Origin of the sequence: Aeromicrobium sp. YIM 150415 (genome assembly GCF_016918125.1) — a bacterium.
Classification (GTDB): domain Bacteria; phylum Actinomycetota; class Actinomycetes; order Propionibacteriales; family Nocardioidaceae; genus Aeromicrobium; species Aeromicrobium piscarium.
In genome coordinates, this window is sequence record NZ_JAERWM010000023.1 from 55,334 (window position 1) to 80,290 (window position 24,957).

Genomic DNA, 24,957 nt, shown 5'->3' on the forward strand with positions numbered 1-24,957 from the left:
TGGCCAACGCGGCGGTAAGGCGTACATCGGTTCCGCCCACGGGTGGGAAGAAGGCCGTGAAGTAGACCCGGAGTATGCGCCACCTCGCCCTCCTCCCGGCCGGTGCGCCGGGACGCGTCCTCAGTCGCGGCGGGAACGGCGAGACCGGGCCTGGTCGATGAGGCTCGCCTGGATGTCCTGGTCGCCGTAGCGGGTCCACGCCCCCTCGGAGTCCAGATGCCAGGACATCGTCTCGGGGGAGGCCATCGTCGCGAGGAGCTCCGAGAGCTGGTCGACGTGCTGCTGCGAGGGCACCCGGACGAGTACCTCGACGCGGCGATCGAGGTTGCGGTGCATCAGATCGGCCGAGCCGATCCACACCTCCGGCTCGCCGCCGCCGGCGAACCAGAACACCCGGCTGTGCTCGAGGAACCGACCGAGCACGCTGTGTACCCGGATGTTCTCACTCAGTCCCGGAACTCCGGGGCGGAGGGCGCATATGCCTCGCACGATGAGATCGATGCGCACGCCGGCGCGCGATGCCTCGTACAGGGCGTCGATCATCTCCTCGTCGACGAGCGCGTTGACCTTGATCCGGATCGTCCCCTCGCGTCCGGCGCGCGCGTGGGCCGACTCGCGGCCGATACGCTCGAGCAGACCGGCTCGGACATCGTGCGGGGCGACGAGCAGGGTGTCGTAATCGGTGTTCTGGGCGAAGCCGGACAGGTTGTTGAACAGCTCGGTGAGGTCGTGGGTGACACCGGCATCCGAGGTCAGCAGTCCGAGGTCCTCGTACTGGCGAGCGGTCTTGGGGTTGTAGTTGCCGGTGCCGATATGGGCGTAGCGACGCAACCCGTCGGGCTCGTCGCGGATGACCAGCGCCAGCTTGCAGTGGGTCTTCAGGCCGACGAGACCGTAGACGACGTGGCAGCCCGCGCGCTCGAGCTTGCGTGCCCACCGGATATTGGCCTGTTCGTCGAAACGTGCCTTGATCTCCACCAGGACCAGCACCTGCTTGCCGGCGCGGGCGGCGTCGATGAGCGCGTCGATGATCGGGGAGTCTCCCGAGGTGCGGTAGAGGGTCTGCTTGATCGCCAGCACATCGGGGTCGGCGGCTGCCTGCTCGATGAAGCGCTGCACGCTCGTCGCGAAGGAGTCGTAGGGATGGTGGACGAGGACGTCGCGCTTGCGGAGTGCCCCGAACAGGTCGGCCGGACTGGCGGTCTCGACCTCGGCGAGATGCTGATGGGTGCCGGGGACGAAGGGCGGATACTGCAGCTCCGGTCGATCGAGGTCGGCGATCTGGTTGAGAGAGCGCAGGTCCAGCGGCCCGGGTAGCCGGAACACCTCCTCCTCGGTGATGCGCAGTTCCGTCACCAGCAGGGACAGGACGTCGTCGGTGATCGTGTCCTCGACCTCGAGCCGCACCGGCGGGCCGAAGCGCCGCCGCAGCAGCTCCTGTTCGAGTGCCTTGAGCAGGTTCTCGGCGTCGTCCTCTTCGACCTCCAGGTCCTCATTGCGCGTCACACGGAACATGTGGTGCGCCACTGGCTCCATGCCCGGGAACAACATGTCGAGGTGGGCCGCGATGACCTCCTCGAGCGGCACATACCGGCCATCGGACGCGGGCACCCAGCGGTCGATGATCGGCGGCACCTTGACCCGGGCGAAGTGCTCCTTGCCGGTCGCCGGGTTGCGCATGAGCAGGGCGAGATTGAGCGACAGGCCGGAGATATAGGGGAACGGGTGCGCCGGGTCGACCGCGAGCGGAGTCAGGATCGGGAAGACACGCTCGCGGTAGAACTCGCCGAGCCGCTCGCGCTCGTCGGCATCGAGATCGGCCCAGGTGACGAGTCCGATGCCCTCGGCAGCGAGCGCGGGCACGAGCGAGGAGGTGAACAGCTCGGCCTGACGGACCATGAGGGCGTTGCTCTCGCGCAAGCTCTCGGTGAGGACGTGGCGTGGTTTGAGCCCGCTCGCCGAGGGCACGGCGACGCCGGCCGCGATGCGACGCTTGAGTCCGGCGACGCGGACCATGAAGAACTCGTCGAGGTTGCTGTTGAAGATCGCGGTGAAGCGCACCCGTTCGAGCAGCGGCAGGCTGGTGTCCTCCGCGAGCTCGAGGACCCGCGCGTTGAAGGCGATCCACGACAGCTCGCGATCGAGGAAGCGATCGTCGGGCAGGGTGCCCTCGTGCGGGTCATAGGGCGGATCCACGTCGAACTCGTCAGGCGACGTCGCGGCTTCGATCAGGTCCGAACTCTCCACGAGTTCACGATGACACGAAAACGTGAACGGTGCGTGAACACGTGTTCCGCGGGTGACTCACGAGGTCCAGAGGACATCGCGCGCATGCTCGGCGAAACCGAGCCTGCGGTAGACGGCGAGGGCGGGTGCGTTGTCGCCCTCGACATAGAGGTCGACGGTCCGGAGACCGGAGTCCCACAGGTGGCGCAGGCCGCGTGCGGTGAGAGCGGTGCCCAGGCCGCCGCCGTGCGCGTCGGGATCGACGCCGACGACGTAGACCTCGCCGACATCGCCCTCCACCTTCGTCCAGTGGAAGCCGACGACGTGGCCCTCCCGCTCGGCGACGAAGAGACCGGCCGGGTCGAACCACGGCTGAGAGCGGCGCCGGTCGAAGTCGGCGCGGTCCATCGCCCCCTGCTCCGGATGCGAGGCGAAGGCGCGCCCGTTGATCGCGACGATCGCATCGGCATCCGACTCGTCGAAGGAGCGCAGGGTGATGCCCTCGGGCTCGGGAACCTCGGGGGCTGTGGTCATCGACAGCCGTAGGACGAGCAGCGTGCGGGCCTCGCGCAGGCCGCTCGAGGCCGCGAGGGCGCGGGCTGCCGGCAGGTCGCCGTGGGACCAGAACGCCTCCTCGCCGCCGGCGAGCAAACGGTCGAGCAAGGCCCTGCCTCGGCCCTGGCGACGATGGTCGGGGTGCACGGCGAGCTCGACGGGAGCGTCGCCGCTGGCGAGCGCTGCGGCGTGGTCCTCTTCGTGGAACACCCGCCACGGGCCTTCGTTCTCCACGGCGATGGTGGTGGCCTCGTTGAACGGCGCGACTCCGTCGGCCGCGCGCGCTGCCTCGGCGAGGTCGGTGATGCTCTGAGCGCTCATATCGCGAGCCTACCGATCCGTGGGCGGTGAGTTATCCCGCTCTCGCTCGCGTGGGCGGTGGGTTGCGCACGTCTCGAGGCGGTTGAGAGGTGCCTAACCCACCGCTCCTCGCGGCGGTGGGTCCTGCACCTTTCGTGCGTGGTGAGAGGTGCGTAACTCACCGCCCCGGGTCCTCAGGAAAGCTCGCGCAGCTGAGCCCCGACCTCGGCGGCGACGGCCCGGGCGAGGGACTCGGCATCGTCCTCATCGTCCTCGGGGATGATCCGGTGCACGGTGCCGGACTCGCGCAGGTCGAACGCGCCGATGCGCTGAGCGCGGGCAAGCTCCTCGGCATGATCGATATCGCCGTGCACGATCGCGCTGGCGCCCTCCGGCGGCAGGGGTGAGAGCCACGCGTTCTGTGTGGCGATGACCCGTGCGGCGGGGAGCAGCGCGAGTGCGCCTCCACCGCAGCCCTGGCCGAGGAGCACCGAGACCGAGGGCACGCGGATGGTGGACAACTGGCTGATGCAGCGGGCGATCTCACCGGCGATCGCGCCCTCCTCCGCCTGCGGCGAGAGCTCGGCGCCGGGGGTGTCGATGAAGGACACGAGCGGCAGGCCGAGCTCATTGGCGAGGCGGATTCCTCGACGGGCCTCGCGCAGCGCCGCGGGACCCATGGGCTTGATGCGGCTCTGGGTGGTGCGGTCCTGGCCGATGACGACACACGGCACGCCGTCGAGCCTGGCGAGAGCGACGATCATCGCGGAGTCCCGTTCGCCCTTCTCGGTTCCCTGCAGGCGCAGTGTCGCGTCGCTTCCGTAGCGGAGCACCTCGCGGACCCCCGCTCGTTGGGCGCGCCGTGTCAGCTGCACCGACTCCCAGGTGTCGTGTCGCGTGGTCGTCTGCTCGCTGCGGCGGTGGCGCCTCGACGGCTCGGCGGGGTCCACGAGCACCGACAGGGCGGTGTCGACCATCGAGGGCAGCTCCTCGGGGAAGACCACCGCGTCGATGATGCCGCGGTGGGCGAGGTTGTCGGAGGTCTGCACGCCCGGCGGGAACGGAGCTCCGTTCAACAGCTCGTAGACCTTGGGTCCGAGGAAGCCGACGAGGGCACCCGGCTCGGCGATCGTGATGTGTCCCAGCGACCCCCAGGAGGCGAAGACTCCGCCGGTGGTGGGGTGGCGCAGGTACACCAGATAGGGGAGGCCCGCGGCCTTGTGGTCCATGAGCGCACGGGAGATGTCGACCATCGTCACGAAGGCCGGAGTCCCCTCCTGCATCCGGGTTCCGCCCGATGCGGTCGTCGCGAGGACGGGGAGCCCCTCGGCGGTGGCCCGGCGCACGGCCGAGACGATGCGACGGGCGGAGGCCTGGCCGATGGAGCCGGCGAGGAAGCCGAACTCGTTGACGAGGACGGCCACCGGCCGGCCCTTGACCGTGGCGCGGCCGGTGACGATCGACTCGTCGGTCCCGGCGCGTTCGGCTGCGGCGCGCAGTTCGGTCCGGTACGGCTCGCGATGCCCGCTGATGTCGATCGGCTCGTCCCAGGACGTGTAGGAGCCCTCGTCGAGGACGAGATCGATCAGCTCGCGTGCATTCAGGCGTCCCACGCCCGCGACTCTAGTGCTTGTGCGCCGCGCGTGGGCGGCGAATGCCCTAGGCCGAGGTGTCGGCGGTGTCGCGCGAGGCCTCGCGCTTGGCGGCCACGAAGCGGTAGCCGACGTTGCGGACGGTGCCGATCAGGGTCTCGTGGTCGGCACCGAGCTTGGCGCGCAGCCGGCGGACGTGGACGTCCACGGTGCGCGTGCCGCCGAAGTAGTCGTAGCCCCAGACCTCCTGCAACAGCTGCTGGCGGGTGAAGACCCGGCCCGGGTGCTGGGCCAGGAACTTGAGCAGCTCGAACTCCTTGAAGGTGAGGTCGAGGGAGCGGTTCTCCAGCTTGGCGGTGTAGGTGACATCGTCGACCACCAGTCCGCCCGAGGTGATGACGTGGGCATCGTCGTCGCCGGTGGTCTTGGCCTGCTGCAGGCGACCGATGGCCAGCCGCAGCCGCGCCTCGAGCTCGGCGGGCCCCGCGGTGGTCAAGATGACATCGTCCATGCCCCAGTCGGCGGCGGCTACGGCGAGCCCGCCCTCGGTGAGGACGAGAAGGAGAGGGCAATCGATGCCCGTGGTGCGAAGTACGCGGGTCAGGGAGCGGACCTGGGCGAGGTCGAGGCGGCCGTCGACGAGCACGGCATCGGCCTGCGGAGCGTCGATGAGGGCGCTCGCCTCAGCGGGCAGGATCTTCACGTGGTGCGGCAACAGAGCCAGCGCGGGCAGCACCTCCACCGATGACTGGGTGCTCCTGGTGAGCAGAATCAGGTGGGACATACGTGGAATCCTCCCGGTACACGTTGAGGCCATGGTGAATTCACCGTGGCCTCATTGCTGGGTCGACTCTACTTCATGATTCAGTGATGTTTCTAGGTGTGACAGGTGGAATGAGAACTGAATCACATCTGTTTCGGTCGCGTTCTACCCTGATGACATGACCGGTTGGTGGGTGCTCATGGCCGCGCTCATCGCGACCTTCCTGGTGGCCTTCGCGGCTCGCGCGGTCAACGGCCGGTTCCGTTCGACAGGGAGTGATGGCGTGCCTGCGATCGATGATGTCGCGGACCGATTCGATGTCGAGGTCCTTGGCCGGTCGCTCGGCGATCGGGCCACGCTGGTGCAGTTCTCGAGCGCCTTCTGCCAGCCCTGCCGGGCCACGCGGGCCGTGCTCGCTCAGGTCACGGAGATCGTGCCGGGCGTGGAGGTGGTCGAGGTCGATGCCGAGGCGCACCTGGAGCTGGTGCGGCAGTGGAATGTCCTGCGTACGCCGACCGTCTTCGTGCTGGACTCCTCCGGTCGGCTGGTGCGGCGTGCCTCCGGTGCTCCCAGCCGCGATCAGGTGCTCGCCGCCGTGGCGGAAGCGGTCGACTGATCTCACAGTGTGGATAGTTGTCTTGTATTTCGAGACGCATGGTGGGGTAGTCCGATTTCGCCCCTAAGCTGATGGACATGTTCATCACGGCACTCCTCACGCGACGCCGGGCGGTCGACAACTGCCACGTGCGCTCCGCGCTGTGTCGTCTTCGCTGACTCCCCGCCACCACTGTCAGCCGGCCGCGCCCGCGGCCTTCCCCGGAGAGCATCCCTTGTCTCGACCTGTGCAGGTGGACCCACGTGGTCCCCGCGTCGCCGCTGCGCTCACCGCGGCCGTCCTCGCCGTCGCCCTCGTGGTGCCGGCGCCAGGACGCGAGATCGTGCTGGCACTCCAGGGCATCGTGTTCGCTCTGGGAGCGCTCGTGGGAGTCGGCGCGACGCCCTATGCCCTGTTCTTCGCCCGCGTGGTGCGCCCGCGCCTCGCGGCCCCGACCGAGTGGGAGGACGCGCGCCCGCCGCAGTTCGCCCAGCTCGTCGGCCTCATCTTCGTCGCCATCGCCCTGGCCGGTTTCCTCACCGGCCTCACGGTGCTCGGCTTCGTCGCCACCGCTGCGGCCCTCGTCGCAGCACTGTTGAACGCCGCCACGGGCCTGTGCCTGGGCTGCGAGCTGTACCTGATCACCCGCCGACTGGCCACCTCCCTGGCCTGAGTCACCACCGAAAGGAATGAGTATGAGCCGCGAGAACGCGCTCGTCACGGCCGACTGGGTCGAGGAGCATCTCAACGATCAGAACGTCGTCCTCGTCGAGGTCGACGAGGACGCCGAGGCCTACGACAAGGGCCACATCCCCGGCGCCGTCAAGCTGGACTGGAAGAAGGATCTCCAGGACGGCGTGCGCCACGACTTCATCAGCAAGGACCGCCTCGAGAAGCTGCTCGGTGAGAAGGGCATCTCCGCTGACGACACCGTCGTCTTCTACGGCGGCAACAACAACTGGTTCGCGGCCTACGCGTACTGGTACCTCGCGTACTACGGCCACGAGAACCTGCGCCTGCTCGACGGCGGCCGCAAGAAGTGGGAGCTCGACTCGCGCGAGCTGACCACCGACGTGCCCAGCCGTGAGGCCACCACCTACACGGCCAAGGACCCCAACGAGGACATCCGCGCCTACCGCGACGAGGTCGTCGAGGCCATCGGCACCAAGAACCTCATCGACGTCCGCAGCCCCGACGAGTTCGCCGGACGCCTGCTGGCCCCCGCGCACCTGCCGCAGGAGGCCGCGCAGATCGCCGGTCACATCCCGACCGCCGGCAACGTCCCGTGGAGCAAGGCCGCCAACGAGGACGGCACCTTCAAGAGCGATGACGAGCTCAAGGCGCTCTACAGCGACGCCGGCCTCGACGAGGGCAAGGACACCATCGCCTACTGCCGCATCGGCGAGCGCAGCTCGCACACCTGGTTCGTGCTGCGGGAGATCCTCGGCTACCCGAATGTCAAGAACTACGACGGCTCGTGGAGCGAGTACGGCTCGCTGCGCGGCGTGCCGGTCGCCCTCGGCGATGAGCCCGGGGAGGCCTGACATGTGCGGAGCGATCAAGGGCGGACCGAGCCTCGACGGCGTCGACGTCGCCAACCAGGCCGTGATCCAGGGCATCGTCACCCGCGGTGACGAGCCGGTCGGCAACGCGTACGTGCGGCTGCTGGACGCGGGCGGCGAGTTCACCGCCGAGGTTCCGACCTCGGCCACCGGACAGTTCCGGTTCTTCGCCGCTCCCGGCTCGTGGACGCTGCGCACCCTCGCGCCGCGTGCCGATGTCGTGGAGCGTCAGGTCGTCGCCCAGAAGGGTTCGGTCGCCGAGGTGGCCGTCACCGTCTGACCCGACGACGCATCGAACGAAGGGGACCCGCCGATCCGGTGGGTCCCCTTCGTCGTCACTCCCGCGCAGTGGCGGTAGCTGGTCAACCTTTCGTTTGCTGCAGCGGTAGCTGGTCAACGTATTCGGGACCGGATGGGGTTGGTGGCGTACCGCTGCAGCGGCGACGCGTTGAATGGTGTCCCGTGGGGGCTCGCGTTCGCAGCGGTAGCTGGTCAACGTAATCGGGACCGGATGGGGTTGATGGCGTACCGCTGCAGCGCACGAGAGGTTGATGGTCTACCGCCGCTGGTGAGCGAGCGGATGGTGGACGACTCAGGCCTCGAGGATCAGCGTGACGGGTCCGTCGTTGACGAGCTCCACGGCCATGTCCGCCCCGAACACGCCACGCCCGACGGTCGCGCCGAGTGCCTCGAGGGCCGCGCAGAACTTCTCGTACACGGGCTCGGCCACCGGTCCCGGCGCTGCCGCGCCCCAGGATGGACGACGTCCCTTCCGGGTGTCGGCGTAGAGGGTGAACTGACTGACTACCAGCATCGGCGCGTCGATATCCGAGGCCGACTTCTCCTCGGCCAGGATTCGCAGCTTCCAGAGCTTCGCGGCGAGCGTTTCGGCGCGCTCGGGAGTGTCGTCGTGGGTGACCCCGAGCAACACCATCAGCCCCGGTCCATCGATGCGTGAGACCACCTCGCCGTCGACGGTGACCGATGCTCGTGTGACCCGCTGCACGACTGCCCGCATGCGCGCCAGCGTACGTGTCGGGCCTCAGGCGATCAGCGATAGGATGGCCCTTATGGCCTTCGAGATTCCGCCCGACCTCCACCAGGACGTCATGCCGCTCGCCTGGCTCCTCGGGCACTGGCACGGCAACGGCCGCGGGGACTACCCCACCATCGAGGAGTTCGGCTTCGAGCAGGACATCGCGTTCACCCACGACACCCGCCCTTTCCTGCACTACTTCAGTCAGACCTGGATCACCGACGAGGACGGCGATCGCGTGCGACCCGGCGCCCTCGAGACCGGATTCCTCCGGGCCGCCGGCGAGGGCAAGGTCGAGATGGTCCTCGCGCATCCCACCGGGTACGCCGAGATCTGGTACGGCGAGATCGACGGCCCTCGTCTCACGCTCAGCACCGATGTCATCGCTCGCACCGAGACCGCCAAGGAGTACACCGCCGGCCAGCGGATGTACGGCCTCGTCGAGGGCAACCTCATGTACGCCTATGACATGGCCGCCGAGGGCCAGCCGCTCCAGTCCCACCTATGGGGGAAGCTCGCTCGTGTCTGAACACCGCAGCCCCCTGCTCGACCTTCCCGGGGCGGTGGAGGCCGACGCGCCCGATGCGGGCGTCGCCGCGCACTACGGATCGATCGTCCCCGAGCAGCGGCGCTTGATCGCCGGCGAGGGCTTCGTCGACCTGTCGAACCGCGAGGTCTTCACCGTGAGCGGACCCGACCGGCTGACCTGGCTGCATTCGCTCACCACCCAGCATCTGGAGTCGCTCCCCGCCGACACCTGGACAGATGTCCTCCTGCTCACCCCGCAGGGACGCATCGAGTTCGCCTTCACGGGCTTCGATGACGGCAACGATGTCTTCCGCGCCTTCACTGAACCGGGTGCCGCCGACGACCTGATCGCCTTCCTCGATCGCATGCGCTTCATGTCGCGCGTCGAGGTGGCGCGCGACCCTGAGCACGTCCTCATCGCGACGGGGGCCGAGCTGATGCCACGCATCATCGCCCGCGATGAGTTGGCTGATCTCCCCGCCGAACTCGGCCGGCCGGCAGGCACCTGGGCCTACGAGGCCCTTCGGATCGAGCAGGGACTGCCGCGGCTCGGCCTGGACACCGATGACCGCAGCATCCCCAACGAGGTCGGTCTGCTCGGCCGCGCCGTCCACTTGGACAAGGGCTGCTACCGCGGACAGGAGACGGTGGCCCGCGTCTACAACCTCGGACGTCCGCCGCGCCGCCTAGTCCGGCTGCTGCTCGACGGCTCGGTCGACCACCTTCCCGCGCACGGCACCGACATCCTCGACGGCGACAAGGTCGTCGGACAGGTCGGTTCGAGCGCACGCCATCACGAGCTGGGGCCCATCGCCCTGGCCGTCGTCAAACGCAATGTCGACCCCGCCGCCACACTCGTGGCCGACGGTGTCGCCGCATCACAGGAGATCATCGTGGACCCCGACGCAGGACTACACGTGCGAGCGGCCCGGTAATGGCCGATTTCGCCGAACTCGGCTTGGACGACGCGATCGTCGACGTCGTCACGGGACTGGGCTATGAGACGCCCACCCCCATTCAAGAGAAGGCCATCCCGGCCCTGCTGACCGGCCGGGATGTCGTCGGCCTCGCGCAGACCGGCACCGGCAAGACCGCCGCCTTCGCCCTGCCGATCCTGCAGCGCCTCGATCCCTCGGCGAAGCAGACGCAGGCGCTGGTGCTGGCGCCCACCCGTGAGCTCGCCCTGCAGGTCTGCGAGGCCTTCGCCACCTATGCCGCCGCCACCCCGGGCCTCCAGGTGCTGCCGGTGTACGGCGGGCAGAGCTATCAGTTCCAGATCTCCGGGCTCAAGCGCGGAGCACATGTCGTGGTCGGCACCCCGGGCCGCGTCATCGATCACCTGGAACGCGGCACCCTCGATCTCTCGCACCTGGACGTCCTGGTGCTCGACGAAGCCGACGAGATGCTCAACATGGGCTTCGCCGAGGATGTCGAACGGATCCTCGCCGACACCCCGGAGTACAAGCAGGTCGCCCTGTTCTCGGCGACGATGCCGACGGCGATCCGCCGGCTGGCCAAGCAGTATCTGCACGACCCGATGGACATCGCCACTCCCCAGGCGCGTCAGTCGACCAGCTCGGTGCGCCAGCGCTGGATCGCGACCTCGCATCACCACAAGCTCGATGTGCTGACTCGTCTCCTCGAGGTCGAATCGGGCGATGCGATGATCATCTTCGTCCGCACCAAACAGGCCACCGAGGAGCTGGCCGAGAAGCTGCGCAGCCGCGGCTATCAGGCGGCCGCCCTCAACGGCGATCTGGCTCAGGCTCAGCGCGAGCGCACGGTCGGGGCGCTCAAGTCCGGTGTCCTCGACATCGTGGTGGCCACGGATGTCGCGGCTCGCGGACTGGACGTCGAACGCATCAGCCATGTCGTCAACTACGACATCCCGCACGACACCGAGGCCTATGTCCACCGCATCGGCCGCACGGGCCGTGCGGGCCGTACCGGTGACGCGATCGTGTTCGTGACCCCTCGCGAGCGGCGGATGCTCGTCGCGATCGAGAAGGTCTCGGGGCAGCCGGTCGTCGAGATGTCGATCCCGACGGCCGACGAGGTCAACGCGCGCCGGGTGGACAAGTTCGCCAAGGAGATCACCTCCAGCATGGGCTCGCCGCAGTTCCATGCCTTCCGTGGGCTCGTCGAGCAGTACGCGCAGGAGAACGGCGTGGAGATGATCGACATCGCCGCCGCGCTCGCGGTGATGGGACACGATGGCGACGAGTTCTTCGTCTCCGGCGAGGTGCCCGGTCCCCACAAGCGAGGGCCACGTGACCAGCGCGAGCCGCGCGAGCCGCGGGAGCGCCGTGCTCCGAAGGACGGCCGAACGATCTATCGGATCGCCGTGGGCAAACGGCACAAGGTCACCCCGGCGATGGTGGTCGGTGCGATGGCGAACGAGGGCGGGCTTCGGCGTTCGGACTTCGGCAAGATCACCATCGGCATGGACCACACCCTCGTGGAGCTGCCGCCGGATCTGCCCGGCGAGGTATTCGATGCGCTCAGCGATACCCGGATCTCCGGGCGACGTATCGAGCTGCGCCGTGATGAGGGCCGCCCCGGCGGTGACAGGTCCGGACCCCGCAAGGGCGGACCGTACAAGGGAGGCAAGGGCCGAGGCGGCAAGCCTCCGCACCGCAAGGGTTCGCGCACCTAGCGGTGAGTTATCCCGCACTTTCGGCGCTCTGGTGCGTGATAGCTCACCGCCCGCGGTAACCGGGCCAGCCGGCGATGCAGGATGTGCTTTCGTGGTCGCTATGGCAACCGCAGATGCACATCCTTCGTCGTGTCGTGTCTCGTGAGCGACGAGAGAGCGGCCGCAGGACACGAGGCCGGCCAGGCGGCGGGTGAGGGCATTGGAGTTACGCCGCCCCGCCGCGCGGTCCGACCTAGACTGGACAGGTGTTCGTCCTCGACAACGCCGTACGGCATTACGACTGGGGTACCTTCGACGAGATCCCGCGGTTCGTGGGTGCCGGACGCCCCGATGAGCCGGTCGCCGAGGTCTGGATGGGCACCCACCCGATGGACCCGTCGTCCGTCACGCTGTCCGATGGGTCCAAGCGGCGTCTCGACGAGGTCGCGGGGGAGCTGCCCTTCCTCCTGAAGCTCCTCTCGGCACGTCGTCCCCTATCATTGCAGGTTCATCCCGACCGCGAACGGGCGCGGCAGGGGTTCGAGCGGGAGAACGCGCTCGGTATCGCCCTCGATGCTCCCGAGCGCACCTACAAGGACCCGAACCACAAGCCGGAGATGATCTACGCGCTGTCGACCTTCGACACGGTGGTGGGATTCCGGCCCACCGCGGAGATCCTGCGGGTGCTCGCCCCGATCGAGGCTCCCCTCGCGCAGCGGATGCACGACGAGCTGCGCGCGAACCCCGGGTTCGCCGGCATCGTGCGTCTCGTGGAGTCCCTGCTCTCTGAACCGATCGATCACCTGCAGATCGAGCAGGTCGTGCAGTGCTGCCGCGACCTGCTCGACCAGGGCCTCGACATCAAACGGGCCTATGCGACCGCCCTGCTGATCCGTCAGGACTTCCCGAACGACGCCGGGGTCGTGATCTCCTTGCTGCTGAACCGGCTCACGTTGCAGCCCGGGGAGGCCGCCTTCCTCGACACCGGCGTGGTGCACGCCCACCTGCGCGGACTGTGCCTGGAGGTCATGGCGACCTCGGACAACGTCCTGCGAGCGGGTCTCACGAGCAAGCATCTGGACACCCAGGGGCTGGTGGACTGTCTCGATGCCGGCATGTCACGTCTGGCGCGGGTCACGCCGGATGCCCTCGGATTCACGACGGAGGTCTACGATCCGGGCGTCGGCGACTTCGCCCTCGCGGTGACCCAGTGCTCCCGCGGCGAGCCGGACGGCGTGCGACTGCTCGACGCACCTCAGCGCATCGTGGTGTGCACCGGTGGTGAGGTCGAGCTGGTGAACGTCTCCGATGAGCGGCTCAAGCTCACCCGCGGCGACGCCGTGTACGCCGGATTCGAGGATGGTGAGCTCACCGTCTACGGCACCGGGGAGATCGCCGAGGCCTACGCCCCTCAGGATCGCGCGGCCAGTCGGCTCGTCGATCTCGTCTGACCGGGGCGGTGACCTACGCACCTCTCATCTCGGTGGGCGGTGGGTCACGCACCTCTCATCTCGGTGGGCGGTGGGTCACGCACCTCTCAACATCCTCGAGAGGTGCGTAGGTCACCGCCCCGGAGACGAGAGGTGCGTAGGTCACCGCCCAGGGGAGTGAGGTGGCCGGGTGGGGTCAGAGCAGGTCGGCGCGACCGCGGTCGCGCCACTGACCCGGCGCTACCTTGACGCGCTGCGCCGCGGCGCGCGTGGTGACGAGGATCGCGTCGCCGGTGACGGCCACCACCACATCGTCGAGCCCGACCACCGACACGGTCTGCTCAGTCGTGTTCGCGACGAAACCCTCGGCGTCCACCCACACGGCCTCCGCCGAAGACGTCCGGTCGGCGAGTGCCGCGAAGTCCCCGAGATCGGTCCAGTCGAACGTACCCGGCACGACGGCCACGCCGCCGTCCAGGGAGACGGGCTCGGCGATGGCGTGGTCGATCGCGATCGAGGTCAGCCGCGGCCAGTGCTCCTCGAGCGCGGTCTCCCGCTCGGGAGTGTCCCACGCCTCGGCGATCGCGAGCAGGCCGGCGTGCATCGTGGGCTGCAAGCGGGCCAGGTGGTCGAGCAGCACTGATGCCCGGACCACGAACATGCCGGCGTTCCAGGCATAGGTGCCGGCCGCAAGGTATTCGCGCGCGGTCTCGAGGTCGGGTTTCTCCACGAACCGGCGGACGGTTCTCGCCGTCGCGAACCCGTCGAGCCGGGCGCCACCGTCGATATAGCCGAAGGCGGTCGACGGGGAGACCGGGGTCAACCCGATGGTCACGACCCGTCCGGTCTCGGCGACCTCTACCGCCTCGCGCACGGCGGCGGTGAATCCGGCGGTGTCGTCGATGACGTGGTCGGCCGCGAACGAGCCGACGATCGCCTCGGGGTCGCGCCGCGCGATGACCGCAGCGGCCAGGCCGATCGCGGGCATCGAGTCACGGGGACTCGGCTCGGCGAGCACCTCGGCATCGGGGAGCTGCTCCGTGACCGCGGCATCGTGTGCTCGCCCGGTCACGACGTGCACACCCGCGGCGAGCCCGCTCAGCCGATCCGATGTCTGTTGCAGCAGCGAACGACCCGTGCCGGTGAGATCCAGCAGGAACTTCGGGTGACCGGCACGCGACAGCGGCCAGAGCCGCGTGCCCGCCCCACCGGCGGGGATGATCGCGTGCAACTGGCTCATGTCGGGAGACTACCGGTGGCAGGACGGCGCTGGCGGTGCCGGTCGTAGGGTGTCGGTATGGACGTCATCGCCGAGGTCGAACGGTCCGGGTTGGTGGAGAGTCGGCATCGCGGGGTGGCCGTCCGGGTCGACACGGACGGCGCTGTCATCTGGGCGCTCGGCGAGCCCGACACGATCACCTATCCGCGGTCGACCAACAAGCCCTTCCAAGCGGTCGCGATGCTGCGGGCCGGGCTGTCGCTGCGCGGCGAGCAGCTCGCGATCGCCACCGCGAGCCATTCCGCTGAACCCTTCCACCTCCAGACGGTGCGCGCCATGCTGGCCGACGCGGGACTGACGGAGGAAGCGCTGCAGACGCCTCCGTCCTATCCCGCCGACCCGAAGGAGCATGCCGCGGTCCTGCGTGCGGGTGAGGGCCGGCTCCCCATCCGGCACGACTGCTCAGGCAAGCACGCGGCCATGCTGCGCACCTGTGTCGAACGTGGCTGGGATCCGGGGACCTATCTCGACCCGGAGCATCCGCTGCAGCTCGCGATCACCGAGACCTTCACCGAGCTCACCGGAGCGAGGCCGGCCAGGATCGGCATCGACGGCTGCGGCGCTCCGCAGCACGCCACCAGCATGCGGCATCTCGCGATGGGCATCGCCCGGATCGCTGCCGCGCCCGAGGACTCGGAGGAGGGACGGCTGCGGCAGGCGATGCTCGACCATCCGACTTTCGTGAGCGGCACGCGCCGCCCGGAATTGCGCTTCATGACCGAGCTGCCCGGGGTCATCGCCAAGTCCGGTGCCGAGGCGTTGCTCGTGGTGGGCCTCCCGGACGCGACGGCGATCGCGGTCAAGATCGAGGATGGTGCCGACCGGCCGCTCTACGCCGTGGCCGGGCGAGCGGTGCAGCTGGCCGGTTGGGAGGCGGAGGTGCTCACGGAGCGTCCGCGGGTGCTGGGCGGCGGCGAGACGGTGGGGGCCGTGCACGTCACCTTCTGACCGGTCAGCCGCCCCGGATGACCGCGAGCGAGGGCGCGGTCGCCACGACGAGCCCGGCGGTGATGCTGCCGACCAGAGCGAGTCTCCTGCTGCGCCGGATGCGCACCGGCAGGTCGCGGGCGAGGGCGTAGGCCTCGGCGACGAGCCGCAAGTCAGCGGGGCCGTCGGGGAGCGGGAGGACGGCCGCGTGGACTCCCGCGGCATTGAGCTCGGCCGAGACCTCCTCCGGCGAGCCGGGTGCCCGGACATCGTCGATGCCGACCTGGGCCGCGACATGCTCGGCCTTCTCGCGTGTGGTGCGGGTGGCGAGGGTGCAGCCGATCCCGATCTCACGGAGCCGTTGCACCCCTGGGGCTGCGGAGTCGGCGATCTCGTCGACGAGCCGGATCACTCCGAGCGGACGGTCGTCGACCTCGACGGCCACGGTGGTCGAGATCGGGTCGGTCGCGGTGTCGATGCCGATCCATCGGGGCGCGCCGACGCGTACCGGATGCTTGTCCACGATGCCGCTGATGCCCACGGCGGAGTCCTCGAGGACATCGGTCACCCGTCCGCGGGTTGAGAGCCGCGCGATGGCCCGGCCGACTCGATGGGTCGCGTGGTGCTCCAGCGCGCCGGCGAACCACCGTAGATCCCGTTCATGTCCGGCGCGCAGCGACTCCACCTCGCTGACCCGCATGCCGGTCACGAGGTAGCCGTCGCGATCCAGCACCAGCCTCTCGACCGAGGGGTCGGGCGGAAGGTCCAGTCCTCGCTTGGCCGCGGCACGGCGCAGCGACCGGCGAGCACCCCGCGCCCCGAGGTCGAAGGCGGCCGGAGCCGTGACGGCGAGGGTGCCGATCGCGGCGATCAGGGCCCACAACGGCCCATCGCGGACCCACCAGGTAGCGAGAACGACGGCGCTCACCCCCACCCAGAGCACACGTCCGATCACGGGGCCTCCTCGGCGTGGAACCGCTCGAAGTCGCGTTGATCGCCGGCCTTCCAGAGTGGGACGCTCGCCTTCAGCAGCATGGTGATCTGCACGATGAACTCCGGCTCGTGGAGGTCGTCGCCGAAGATCTCGTTGATGCGCTTCCAGCGGTAGCGGATGGTCTGCGGATGCACGCCCAGCCGTGCCGCGATCGCCGGGGCGCTATCGCGGGTCTCGAGCCACGCGAGCAGCGTCTCGGAGAGGATCTCGCGAGAGTTCGGCGTCTCAGCGAGGAGCGGGCGCAGCAGCTCCTGGACCATGCCGCGCCGGAGCGCGGGCTCGGCACCCAGCCAGAGCTGGGTGCGGTGCTGGGCGCAGTCGATCACGGGCTGGTCCGCGATGACCCCGGCCGTGTGGAGCTCGATCGCCCGGGCGGTCCACCGGTGGGCGTCCGGGACGTCGTGGCGTTCCACCGGCCAGCTGAAGGCGATGACGATCCCCGGTACCGCGATCTCGTCGAGTCGTCGGCGAAGCTCGTCGGCATCGTGCTCGGCGCAGACCAGGTCCACGGCGCGTGCGCTGGAACGCTGCAGCACATCCCCGTGCAGTTCGGGGAGGGTGAGGGGCTCCTCGAGGGAGGTCGCCCGGATCGCCCAGACGATGAATCTCTCGGGCACCGGCCAACGGGCCTGGGCGGCGAGCCCGCCGATATCGGGAAGGCCGGGGTCGATCAGCGTCTCGAGGAGGCGGACGCGGTTGCGGTCCTGGTCGCGTTCGAGGACGTCGTGAGCTGCCTGCCAGCCGATCACCGCCTGCTCGGAGAGGTGGTCGATGTAGGCGAGCAGGGCATCGCCGAGGACTCCGAGAGCCTCGGCGCTCAGCCGGTTCTCGACGGCGAAGCTGCGCAGATAGTCCCAGGCTCGTTCGCGGGCGATGCGGTGCGATGCGCGCATCGCGGTGAGGTCGTGCCCGTCGAGGGCCTCGCCGTAGCCCATCTTGCGGAAGAGGTCGTCGACGCGGTCACCGGCACCCCCGTTGCCCTCCACCAGGTCGAGGAAGTGGCTGACCGCCCCGTTGACCGCCAGCATGATCAGCCGGTGGCGACGTCCCTGGGACGGGCCCGCGAAGGCCGGCACGCCCGCCTGGATCTCGCTGGTGATCCGGGCGACGAGCTCAGGTATTCGAGGCCGGAAGAGGGGCACGAAGCTGCGAGCGAGTCCGCGGAGGTTGCCGTCCTCGCGGAGTGCTGTCATGAGGGCTCGCCATCGGCTCGACGACGTGGTGCGGCGCTCATGATCTCCCTTGCTCAACGTGCCGGGCCTCACATTCTCGCCGGACGACCAGCCGACGCGCAAGCAGCTGCTGAAAGATCGCGGAGTGGCCAGTAGGGAGTGGGAGGGAGTAACTGGCCACTCCGCGATTCACGGGGCCGAGTCAGGAGGGAGGAGTGACCCGGCATCTTCAAGTGGAGCACGCGTCGCCGTTTTGAGCCACCACCCTGGACGAAAAAGTGGAAAACTCGGATGATCATCCGAAAATTCGTCCTTCCGAGCGCGATCTTTGTACGAGAGTGAGCGTTCAGGACCGCTCGGACCGCGGGTACTCGCTGTCCGTGATGTACTGCTGATGGCGCTCGTGCGCGCTGCGCGGGCCGGAGGAGGTCGCCGTGAAGTCGCTGGTCACCGGGGGCGTGCGCTCGGGCAAGTCCTTCTATGCCGAGTCGCTCGTCGTGGCAGAGCCACATGTCACCTATATCGCGCCGGGGCGCGAGGCCGATCCGGATGCCGACCCGTCCCATGCGGCCCGGGTGGCGGAGCATCAGGCGCGTCGCCCGGCGAGCTGGGTGACCGTGGAGTCCCATGACCTCGCCGATGCCCTGGCCTCCGCGGAGGGTGCGGTCGTGGTCGACTGCATCGGTGACTGGGTGCAGTGGCTCATCGGTGAGCTCGATGGCTGGGACGAGACCCGCGAGGAGTGGGAGCCGCGTTTCGTCCGGCAGGTCGAGGAAGCGGCGGAGGCGGTCGCGGCCCGTCGCGACATCGTGGTGCTGGTGACCCAGGAGGCCGGCATGGGCGTCGAGACCGACGACTGGAGGGCGCGGCTGTTCCGCGATCTGCTCGGCTATGCCAATCAGCGGCTGGCGCTGGAGTGCGATGACGTCCTCCTCATCGTGGCCGGCCGCGTGCTGACGCTGTGAGGAGCGGCGGCTCAGCCATGCCCTAGCTCGCCGACAGCAGCATGACCGCGAGGGAGACCTCCACCGTGGCACCGAAGACGTCACCGACGACCCCGCCGAGGCGTCGCACGGCGCGGCGCAGCAGCCAGGCCGTGGCGACGAGTGAGGCCGCGGCTGTGAGGAGACCGCGCCACCAGGGCAGGTCGAGGGCCCAGGCGCCGAGGCAGAGAGCCGCGGTGATGGCCACCCAGATCGCCGCGGTGACCACTGGATGGATCGTCTCGGTGTAGGTCACGCCCAGGCCGTCCTTGCGCGCACCGCGCACCCCGCGAGTGCACCCGAGCGCGGCGACGGCACGGGAGGCGCAGATCAGGGCCGCGGCGATCGCCGGACCCCAGGCCTCGTCGAGGAGCGTCGTGAGCGCGCCGATCTGGATGCCGAGGACCAGCACGAGCGCGGCGGCGCCGGCAGGACCGGCATTGCCGACCTTGATCACCTCGAGGGCTCGCGCCGGATCGTAGGACGAAGTCAACCCGTCCGCGGTGTCGGACAGGCCGTCGAGGTGGAAGGCTCGACTGCCGAGGGCGAGCGCGGCGACGGCGGTGGCCGCGACGGCGATCGGGGCGAGCCCGAGCTCGCGACCGAGCCACAGCACGAGGGCTGCGGTGGCGGCGAGAGGCACGACCGCGAGCGGCGCCAAGGCGACCGCGGCCCCGCTCAGGCGTGGAGTGACCTCACGGGGCGGGGCCACTGGGATGGCAGTGAAGGTTCCCACCGACAGCCGCCAGGCGTTCAAGAGATCCACCTCGGTATTGTCCCCGTCAGTCGGTGGGCGGCCGCACGCCCGTCGGATTCAGGGCGGGGACGAGCGGAGCCACCCGTCTCGCCAGCCGGGTGAGTGCTGCCGTGACCGTCAGCGCACGGGCCGTGGCCTGATGGTCGAGCCCGTTGGCGCAGATCCGGTCGGTCGCGTTCTCGAGTTGGGTTCGTGCCGCGCGCCCGGAGTCGGTGAGCACGCCCTCGGGGGTGAGCCAGCCGCGTTGGCGCAGGTTCTCGCCACCCTCGTTCCAGGCGTCGTCGTCCCAGCCTCGGGCGGCCTGCTGGGTGGACGGCACGAGACCGGCGGCCTGGGCCAGCCGGTTCGCCGCGGCACCGCCGAGGCCCGCGGCGGTGAGCACGGCGACGTGACAGTCGCCGCGGTACTCCCGCCATACGGTCGCGGCGTGCCAGAGCCGGTCGAGGAGGTCCTCGGGCACCGGGAGGGCGGCGTGGGCGGCCGCCAGGGGCTTACCGGCCCAGTCGGCACCGTCGAGCATGGCGGTGAGCTGTCGTGCCACGTGCTCGACCGTGTCGTCGGCGGCCAGGAGTGGGGCCAGGGCATCGTGCGCGATCGCCCGTCGGGTGCGCAGGATCTTGGCCGGCGTGGCACGAGACCACGCGTCGGGAAGGGCGCGGCGGATCCGCATCGGCGAGAAGCCGTGGAAGAGCGCGGTGACCAGCTCGGGGGAGGGGGTGCCGAGGGCCGCCGATCGCGAGGCCGTGTACCCCATCCAGAACCCCGCGAGACCGATCTCGGTGTAACGGTCGGTCGCGTCCTCGGCGAAATAGACCGGAGCGTGCAGTGCTTCCACCGACCGCCAGAACTCCGGATCCACCGCCATGCAGGTCAGTCTCGCACGACCCCGATCGGAGGTCAGGCCCAGTGCAGGTAGGTGCGCTGTGGCAGAGGAGCCTCGTCGGCAACGGAAGCATCGTCGCCCTCGTCGGTCGGGGACGGCTCCTGTTCGAGGAGGAGTGAGAGATCGGCCGCGGCGCTGCGCCATTGTCCGAGGGCCGACTGGTAGGCCTCCGTGGCCGTGCTGCTCCAGTGCACCCGCAGCTCGCGCAGTTCGCTCTCCAGCTCGGTCAGTCTCTCGCTGATGACATCGCGATGGGGGACGTCGGGCGATGTCATCCGGCGTGCCGAGAAAGACGATCGTCAGGAAGGAAGGGCTGCGCCAGTGCCGAACGGTCCAGCGCGGCCTCGAGACGATCGAGTGCTGCCAGGATCCGGCGGGTGTCGGCGTCATAGCGGTAGTGCTCACGTGTGGACTGCTCGTCGTCCCCGAAGAGCGAAGCGCGGAGTGCGATGGTGTGGGCGGCGATCTCACGACGGGCGTCGGCCACGCGGGCCGCGCCGAGCTGCATGGACAGGGCCGGGTCGCTGACATTGATGGACATGGGCCCCCTCGCCTCGTACATCGAACCATCGCGACCAGCACGCGATGATGGGTCCAGCCTAGACGGCTGGACCCATCATGACTAGTACTAATGGCCTATTCGTCGGCGGGTCGAAGGTGACGATCCGATGGAGGAGTCGGCCGCTCAGACCGTGAGCACGACCTTGCCGGTGGCCTGCCGCTGGTCGAGTGCGTTGAGGGCCTGGGAGGCCTCCGCGAGCGGCCAGCTGGGGCCGACCACCGGATCGAGCACCCCGCTCTCGATGTGCGGCAGCATCGCCGTCCACTCCTTCTGGAGGTGGCCGGGACGGCTCAGCGCGTAGGCGCCCCAGCCGACACCGACGACGGAGATGTTGTTGAGCAGGAGCCGGTTGACCTTGACGGTGGGGATCTCTCCGCCGGTGAAGCCGATGACCAGGAGGCGGCCGTCCTCGGCCAGGCATCGCAGCGAGTCGGTGAAGCGGTCTCCGCCCACGGGGTCCACGACGATGTCGATACGTCCCCCGACGAGGGCGGCATCCTTGAATCCATCAGCGAGGACGTACTCGTCGGCACCCGCGTCGAGGGCGATCTGCCCCTTCTCGTCGGTCGAGGTGACGGCCACGACCCGCCCGGCGCCGAAGGCCTTGGCGACCTGGACGGCCGCCGTGCCGACGCCCCCGGCAGCGCCGTGCACCAGCACCGACTCGCCGGTCTGCAAGCCGCCGCGCTCGACGAGGGCGAAGTAGGCGGTGCCGTAGTTGAACATGAAGGACGCACCGGCCTCGTAGTTCATCGCATCCGGCAGTGCGAAGGTGTACTGAGGCTCGGCCGTCACCTGCTCGGCGAAGCCGCCGAGGAAGGGCAGCGCCGCGACCCGGTCGCCCGGGCGCAGGCCGGAGTCCGCCGGTGCGCTGATGACGTCACCGGCCACTTCGCTGCCGGGGATGAAGGGCAGCTCGGGCTTGATCTGGTACTGGCCGCGAGTCTGCAGGAGCTCGGGGAAGGCCACGCCGGCGGCTCGGACGGCGATGACGACCGCCGCGTCATCGGCTGGGGCCTCGACGTCGTTGAGCTCGATCGCATCGGGACCGTCCAGTGAGGTGATCTGAATCGCACGCATGGGGCAGAGCCTAGTGGGCGACCTGAACCTCGCGTCAACTTGGGATTTCGGATACTATCGGTATCTGAGTGGAGGAGGCCCGAAGGTGACGCAGACCAGGGTGACACGCGCCGAACGACAGGCGCAGACGCGGGGGCGATTGATCGATGTCGCCAAGGAGATGTTCTTACGCGACGGATACGCCGCGACCTCCCTGGACAAGGTAGCCCTCGAGGCCGGTTTCTCGAAGGGCGCCGTCTATTCGAACTTCGCCGGCAAGGAGGAGCTGTGCCTCGCCGTCCTCGACCTCATCCACGCCGAGAAGGTGCGCGGGGTCCGGGAGGCCTTCACTCGAGAAGCCGACCTGGAGGCACAGCTCAAGGCCTTCGCGGACTGGGCGCACGACGGTCTCGGAGAGCCTCGCTGGACGGCCCTCGAGGTCGAGTTCGGAGCGGTGGCTCGCCACAACGAGTGGGTGGCGGCCGAGCTGGTGACCCGGCATCGGGAGATCCGCGAGGCGATCGGACAGCTCATCGAGTACGTGGTCGAGGAGGCCGGGCTCACCTCCCGGCTGCCCGTCCCGACCGCCGCAGCCGCGCTGCTGAGCCTCGGTGTGGGGCTCGGAGCGCTGCGATCCCTGGACGCTCAGGTCGATGTCGGCGTGTTCACCGATGTCATGCGTGCTCTGATTCCACCCGCCGACACAGACGCGCCGGCGTAACGAGCACGCAAGATGTGACTCCCGGGCTGCCATAGCGACCGCCGAGTCACATCCTCCGTCCGCGAGCCACGAAGGATGTGATTCCGTGGCGGTCATAGCAACCGCGGAATCACATCCTTCGTCGGAACGCGGGGTGGGTGCGGTCGGACGTCAGTAGCCGCCGTTGTCCCGGAAGCGCTGGAAGCTGGCCTCGATCTCGACCTCGGCCTCCGCGCGGCCCACCCAGTGGGAGCCCTCCTCGACGGACTTGCCCGGCTCGAGCGCCTTGTAGGACTCGAAGAAGTGCTGGATCTCGCTGAGATCGAACTGGGCGACATCGCCGATGTCCTGCAGGTGCTCCTGGCGGGGGTCCGTGGCGGGAACACACAGGATCTTGTCATCGCCGCCGGCCTCGTCGGTCATCGTGAACATGCCGATGGCGCGGCATTCGATGACGCAGCCGGGGAAGGTCGGGAACGGCAGGATCACGAGCGCATCGAGCGGGTCACCGTCCTGGCCGAGGGAATCGTCGATGAAGCCGTAGTCAGCGGGGTACTGCATCGACGTGAAGAGCGTGCGGTCCAGACGGAGGCGGTGCGTCTTGTGGTCGAGCTCGTACTTGTTGCGCTCCCCTTTGGGGATTTCCACGGTGACGTCGAAAAACACGGTACCTCCGGTGATATGGGCGGCGTCCACGGCGCGGAGACGAGATCGTCGCCTCGCGTGATCGGTCGAGTGCTGACTCTATATTCTCTCCCCTATGGCGGCAGGCGGTTGGGGCAGGGTGCTGAGCAGGTTCCTCGTGTTCGGGGTCCTGCTGGCCGTGCTCGCGGGCATCGGTGCCCTGTATCTGCGCGGCGACCTGAACCGCTTCATCTGCGACGGTGCCTGCCCGGCGCGCTACGCGACGGCCCCTGAGGGCGTGCAGACGCTGGCCGGCTCGCGGATCATGCCCGACGAGCCCACCGACGCGCCGATCGCCTCGAATGCCCTCAAACAGGCCGTCTCCGGTCCGCTGGCGGACGAGGCCCTCGGCCCGCATGTCGGCTTCGCGGCCGTCGACGCCCGTGACGGGACCCCGCTGGCCGGTGGCGATGAGACCGGATTCGTTCCCGCCTCCACCACCAAGGTGCTCACGGCCTACGGTGCGTTGAAGACCCTCGGCCCGGACGACCGCTTCGCCACCCGCGTGGTCCGCGACGACTCCACCCTCACCCTGGTCGGCGGGGGCGATCCCTATCTGACCCGGGACCGGCCCGCGGAGTCCGACCCGGTCCGGCCCGCGAGCCTGGAGACCCTCGCCGACCGCGTCGCACGCGAGGTCGGCGCCGGTGAGTTCGCCCTGCAGTACGACGCCTCGCTGTTCGGCGGCCCGGCGGTCAGCCCGGACTGGGAGGAGAGCTATGTGCCAGGGGTGGTCTCCCCGATCGTCTCCCTCTGGGCCGACCAGGGCCTGCGTGACGGCGTTCGTTCCCTGGATCCCGCCGCGGAGGCCGCGAACGACTTCGCGGCGCTCCTCGGCGAACGCGGGGTGACGGTCTCGACCGTCGCGGCGGGAGAGGCGTCCGCCACTGCCTCGGACGTCGCGTTGGTGCGCAGCGCCCCGGTGGCCACGATCGCCGCGGAGCTCCTCGCGACGAGCGACAACGAGGCGAGCGAGGTCATGCTGCGCCACATCGCCGTGGAGCGCGGCGAGGAGCCGAGTTTCGCCGGTGGTGTCAGCGCGCTGGGATCGGTGCTCGATGAGTCCGCGATATCGACGGGCGGGCTCGAGCTCTACGACGGAAGCGGCCTCTCCCGCGGCAACCGGATCAGCCCCACCACGCTGGTGCAGACTCTCGTCGCCGCCGGGCGGGACCGGGCCACCACGGCGACCCTCAGCGGTCTGCCGGTCGGGGGCTTCGACGGCACGGTCCGCAACCGATTCGCCCAGGCCGCCGACGCCCTGGGATGGGTCCGGGCCAAGACCGGCACCCTCACGGGCGTGCACAGCCTCGCCGGGATCGCGACGATCGACGGAGGCCGTCCGATCGCCTTCGCGGTCATGGCCGACGACACCGAGGCGCTGAATCCTCTGGAGACCCAGGCCGCGCTCGACGCCGTCGCCGGTGCCGTCGCCGGCTGCGCCTGCTGACCGCTCTCGTGGGCGAGGTCAGGTCGTTCACCCTCGGCTGACTCCGGGAGGGACGGTGAGTGGTCAACCACCGGGCCGGTGATGTGTGGTCGATGGACCGCCGAAATGTGGCCGGGCGAGATGTCGGTGAGTGATGTGCCACCGCGGCGTGGTGGTGGTTGGTGAGTCACCGTGATCGTGACGTGCGGGCGGGTGGTGCGCGGTCAACCAGGGGCGCCGTGGCGCGGCGGTTGACCGCGCACCCCCCACCCCACGGCCCGCTGTCGGGGGTGGAGCGCACAAACG

At 69.3% G+C, this 24,957-nt stretch carries 26 protein-coding genes; 12 read left to right on the top strand and 14 right to left on the bottom strand.

All coding sequences use genetic code 11. The annotated features are described in order from the left end of the window. Nucleotides 1-120: 120 nt before the first annotated feature. From JL108_RS14985 to JL108_RS15000, 4 genes are all read right to left on the bottom strand, one after another. Nucleotides 121-2,196 carry an RNA degradosome polyphosphate kinase gene (locus JL108_RS14985; RefSeq protein WP_205199039.1) on the bottom strand — a complete coding sequence of 692 codons (2,076 nt, stop codon included), beginning with the start codon at nucleotides 2,194-2,196 and terminating at the stop codon, nucleotides 121-123. A gap of 108 nt (nucleotides 2,197-2,304) precedes the next feature. Continuing rightward, nucleotides 2,305-3,102, bottom strand: a complete 798-nt coding sequence (mshD, locus tag JL108_RS14990) for a mycothiol synthase (protein WP_205199021.1) — start codon at nucleotides 3,100-3,102, stop codon at nucleotides 2,305-2,307. 173 nt (nucleotides 3,103-3,275) lie between these two features. Continuing rightward, entirely contained in the window at nucleotides 3,276-4,694 is a 1,419-nt protein-coding gene (locus JL108_RS14995) for a carboxyl transferase domain-containing protein (protein ID WP_307837282.1), read from the bottom strand. 46 nt (nucleotides 4,695-4,740) lie between these two features. Next, nucleotides 4,741-5,457, bottom strand: coding sequence for a response regulator transcription factor (locus tag JL108_RS15000; RefSeq protein ID WP_143914518.1), 717 nt, complete (start codon nucleotides 5,455-5,457; stop codon nucleotides 4,741-4,743). A gap of 157 nt (nucleotides 5,458-5,614) precedes the next feature. Here JL108_RS15000 and JL108_RS15005 point away from each other — a divergent pair, with 157 nt between their 5' ends. The 4 genes from JL108_RS15005 (at nucleotide 5,615) to JL108_RS15020 (ending at nucleotide 7,873) form a co-directional block, all read left to right on the top strand. Further along, on the top strand, nucleotides 5,615-6,052 hold the full coding sequence (locus JL108_RS15005; RefSeq protein ID WP_143914519.1) for a co-chaperone YbbN: 438 nt from the start codon (nucleotides 5,615-5,617) through the stop codon (nucleotides 6,050-6,052). Nucleotides 6,053-6,284: 232 nt separating this feature from the next. Continuing rightward, nucleotides 6,285-6,704: a DUF4395 domain-containing protein gene (locus tag JL108_RS15010; protein ID WP_307837283.1), complete on the top strand. Its 420-nt coding sequence runs from the start codon at nucleotides 6,285-6,287 to the stop codon at nucleotides 6,702-6,704. Between the two features lie 22 nt (nucleotides 6,705-6,726). Next, on the top strand, nucleotides 6,727-7,575 hold the full coding sequence (locus tag JL108_RS15015) for a sulfurtransferase (protein WP_143914521.1): 849 nt from the start codon (nucleotides 6,727-6,729) through the stop codon (nucleotides 7,573-7,575). 1 nt (nucleotide 7,576) lies between these two features. After that, nucleotides 7,577-7,873: a DUF1416 domain-containing protein gene (locus tag JL108_RS15020; protein ID WP_143914522.1), complete on the top strand. Its 297-nt coding sequence runs from the start codon at nucleotides 7,577-7,579 to the stop codon at nucleotides 7,871-7,873. A 312-nt stretch (nucleotides 7,874-8,185) separates the two neighbouring features. Here the strand turns inward: JL108_RS15020 and dtd are convergent, their stop codons facing one another. Continuing rightward, the gene (gene dtd / locus JL108_RS15025; protein ID WP_205199023.1) at nucleotides 8,186-8,611 is read right to left on the bottom strand and encodes a D-aminoacyl-tRNA deacylase; all 426 of its coding nucleotides are present in this window, start codon (nucleotides 8,609-8,611) and stop codon (nucleotides 8,186-8,188) included. A 52-nt stretch (nucleotides 8,612-8,663) separates the two neighbouring features. Here dtd and JL108_RS15030 point away from each other — a divergent pair, with 52 nt between their 5' ends. From JL108_RS15030 to manA, 4 genes are all read left to right on the top strand, one after another. Then, complete coding sequence (locus tag JL108_RS15030) at nucleotides 8,664-9,158, top strand: FABP family protein (protein ID WP_205199024.1); 495 nt, start codon at nucleotides 8,664-8,666, stop codon at nucleotides 9,156-9,158. Continuing rightward, nucleotides 9,151-10,092 carry a glycine cleavage T C-terminal barrel domain-containing protein gene (locus JL108_RS15035; RefSeq protein WP_307837284.1) on the top strand — a complete coding sequence of 314 codons (942 nt, stop codon included), beginning with the start codon at nucleotides 9,151-9,153 and terminating at the stop codon, nucleotides 10,090-10,092. The genes JL108_RS15030 and JL108_RS15035 overlap by 8 nt, the downstream gene beginning before the upstream one ends. Next, complete coding sequence (locus JL108_RS15040) at nucleotides 10,092-11,813, top strand: DEAD/DEAH box helicase (RefSeq protein ID WP_205199026.1); 1,722 nt, start codon at nucleotides 10,092-10,094, stop codon at nucleotides 11,811-11,813. The genes JL108_RS15035 and JL108_RS15040 overlap by 1 nt, the downstream gene beginning before the upstream one ends. A 245-nt stretch (nucleotides 11,814-12,058) precedes the next feature. Further along, a complete protein-coding gene (gene manA, locus JL108_RS15045; RefSeq protein ID WP_205199027.1) occupies nucleotides 12,059-13,243 on the top strand; it encodes a mannose-6-phosphate isomerase, class I in 1,185 nt (394 codons plus the stop codon). Nucleotides 13,244-13,418: 175 nt separating this feature from the next. Here the strand turns inward: manA and JL108_RS15050 are convergent, their stop codons facing one another. Next, complete coding sequence (locus JL108_RS15050) at nucleotides 13,419-14,462, bottom strand: mannose-1-phosphate guanylyltransferase (RefSeq protein ID WP_205199028.1); 1,044 nt, start codon at nucleotides 14,460-14,462, stop codon at nucleotides 13,419-13,421. 57 nt (nucleotides 14,463-14,519) lie between these two features. Between JL108_RS15050 and JL108_RS15055 the strand changes: the two genes are divergently transcribed. Then, nucleotides 14,520-15,449, top strand: a complete 930-nt coding sequence (locus JL108_RS15055; RefSeq protein WP_205199029.1) for an asparaginase — start codon at nucleotides 14,520-14,522, stop codon at nucleotides 15,447-15,449. Nucleotides 15,450-15,453: 4 nt separating this feature from the next. Here JL108_RS15055 and JL108_RS15060 read toward each other — a convergent pair whose 3' ends face one another. Continuing rightward, the gene (locus JL108_RS15060; protein ID WP_205199030.1) at nucleotides 15,454-16,383 is read right to left on the bottom strand and encodes an HAD family hydrolase; all 930 of its coding nucleotides are present in this window, start codon (nucleotides 16,381-16,383) and stop codon (nucleotides 15,454-15,456) included. Continuing rightward, nucleotides 16,380-17,615 carry a helix-turn-helix domain-containing protein gene (locus JL108_RS15065; RefSeq protein ID WP_205199031.1) on the bottom strand — a complete coding sequence of 412 codons (1,236 nt, stop codon included), beginning with the start codon at nucleotides 17,613-17,615 and terminating at the stop codon, nucleotides 16,380-16,382. The genes JL108_RS15060 and JL108_RS15065 overlap by 4 nt, the downstream gene beginning before the upstream one ends. A 413-nt stretch (nucleotides 17,616-18,028) precedes the next feature. Between JL108_RS15065 and JL108_RS15070 the strand changes: the two genes are divergently transcribed. After that, nucleotides 18,029-18,559 (top strand): bifunctional adenosylcobinamide kinase/adenosylcobinamide-phosphate guanylyltransferase, encoded by a 531-nt coding sequence (locus JL108_RS15070; protein ID WP_143914532.1) that lies wholly within the window; start codon nucleotides 18,029-18,031, stop codon nucleotides 18,557-18,559. 22 nt (nucleotides 18,560-18,581) lie between these two features. On the opposite strand, the gene JL108_RS15075 is transcribed toward JL108_RS15070, so the two are convergent. From JL108_RS15075 to JL108_RS15095, 5 genes are all read right to left on the bottom strand, one after another. Next, the gene (locus JL108_RS15075) at nucleotides 18,582-19,343 is read right to left on the bottom strand and encodes an adenosylcobinamide-GDP ribazoletransferase (protein ID WP_205199032.1); all 762 of its coding nucleotides are present in this window, start codon (nucleotides 19,341-19,343) and stop codon (nucleotides 18,582-18,584) included. A 16-nt stretch (nucleotides 19,344-19,359) separates the two neighbouring features. After that, nucleotides 19,360-20,199, bottom strand: a complete 840-nt coding sequence (locus JL108_RS15080) for a hypothetical protein (RefSeq protein WP_205199033.1) — start codon at nucleotides 20,197-20,199, stop codon at nucleotides 19,360-19,362. Nucleotides 20,200-20,231: 32 nt separating this feature from the next. Continuing rightward, nucleotides 20,232-20,492, bottom strand: coding sequence for a WXG100 family type VII secretion target (locus JL108_RS15085; RefSeq protein ID WP_205199034.1), 261 nt, complete (start codon nucleotides 20,490-20,492; stop codon nucleotides 20,232-20,234). Continuing rightward, complete coding sequence (locus JL108_RS15090) at nucleotides 20,489-20,758, bottom strand: hypothetical protein (RefSeq protein WP_205199035.1); 270 nt, start codon at nucleotides 20,756-20,758, stop codon at nucleotides 20,489-20,491. Before JL108_RS15090 ends, JL108_RS15085 begins: the two co-directional genes overlap by 4 nt. A 144-nt stretch (nucleotides 20,759-20,902) precedes the next feature. Continuing rightward, the gene (locus JL108_RS15095) at nucleotides 20,903-21,859 is read right to left on the bottom strand and encodes an NADPH:quinone oxidoreductase family protein (protein ID WP_205199036.1); all 957 of its coding nucleotides are present in this window, start codon (nucleotides 21,857-21,859) and stop codon (nucleotides 20,903-20,905) included. A gap of 85 nt (nucleotides 21,860-21,944) precedes the next feature. On the opposite strand from JL108_RS15095, the gene JL108_RS15100 reads away from it, so the two are divergent. Then, nucleotides 21,945-22,559, top strand: coding sequence for a TetR/AcrR family transcriptional regulator (locus tag JL108_RS15100; RefSeq protein WP_307837285.1), 615 nt, complete (start codon nucleotides 21,945-21,947; stop codon nucleotides 22,557-22,559). A 150-nt stretch (nucleotides 22,560-22,709) separates the two neighbouring features. Here JL108_RS15100 and JL108_RS15105 read toward each other — a convergent pair whose 3' ends face one another. Continuing rightward, on the bottom strand, nucleotides 22,710-23,204 hold the full coding sequence (locus JL108_RS15105) for an inorganic diphosphatase (RefSeq protein WP_143913077.1): 495 nt from the start codon (nucleotides 23,202-23,204) through the stop codon (nucleotides 22,710-22,712). A gap of 94 nt (nucleotides 23,205-23,298) precedes the next feature. On the opposite strand from JL108_RS15105, the gene dacB reads away from it, so the two are divergent. Continuing rightward, on the top strand, nucleotides 23,299-24,672 hold the full coding sequence (dacB, locus tag JL108_RS15110) for a D-alanyl-D-alanine carboxypeptidase/D-alanyl-D-alanine-endopeptidase (protein ID WP_205199037.1): 1,374 nt from the start codon (nucleotides 23,299-23,301) through the stop codon (nucleotides 24,670-24,672). The last annotated feature ends 285 nt before the right edge of the window (nucleotides 24,673-24,957 follow it).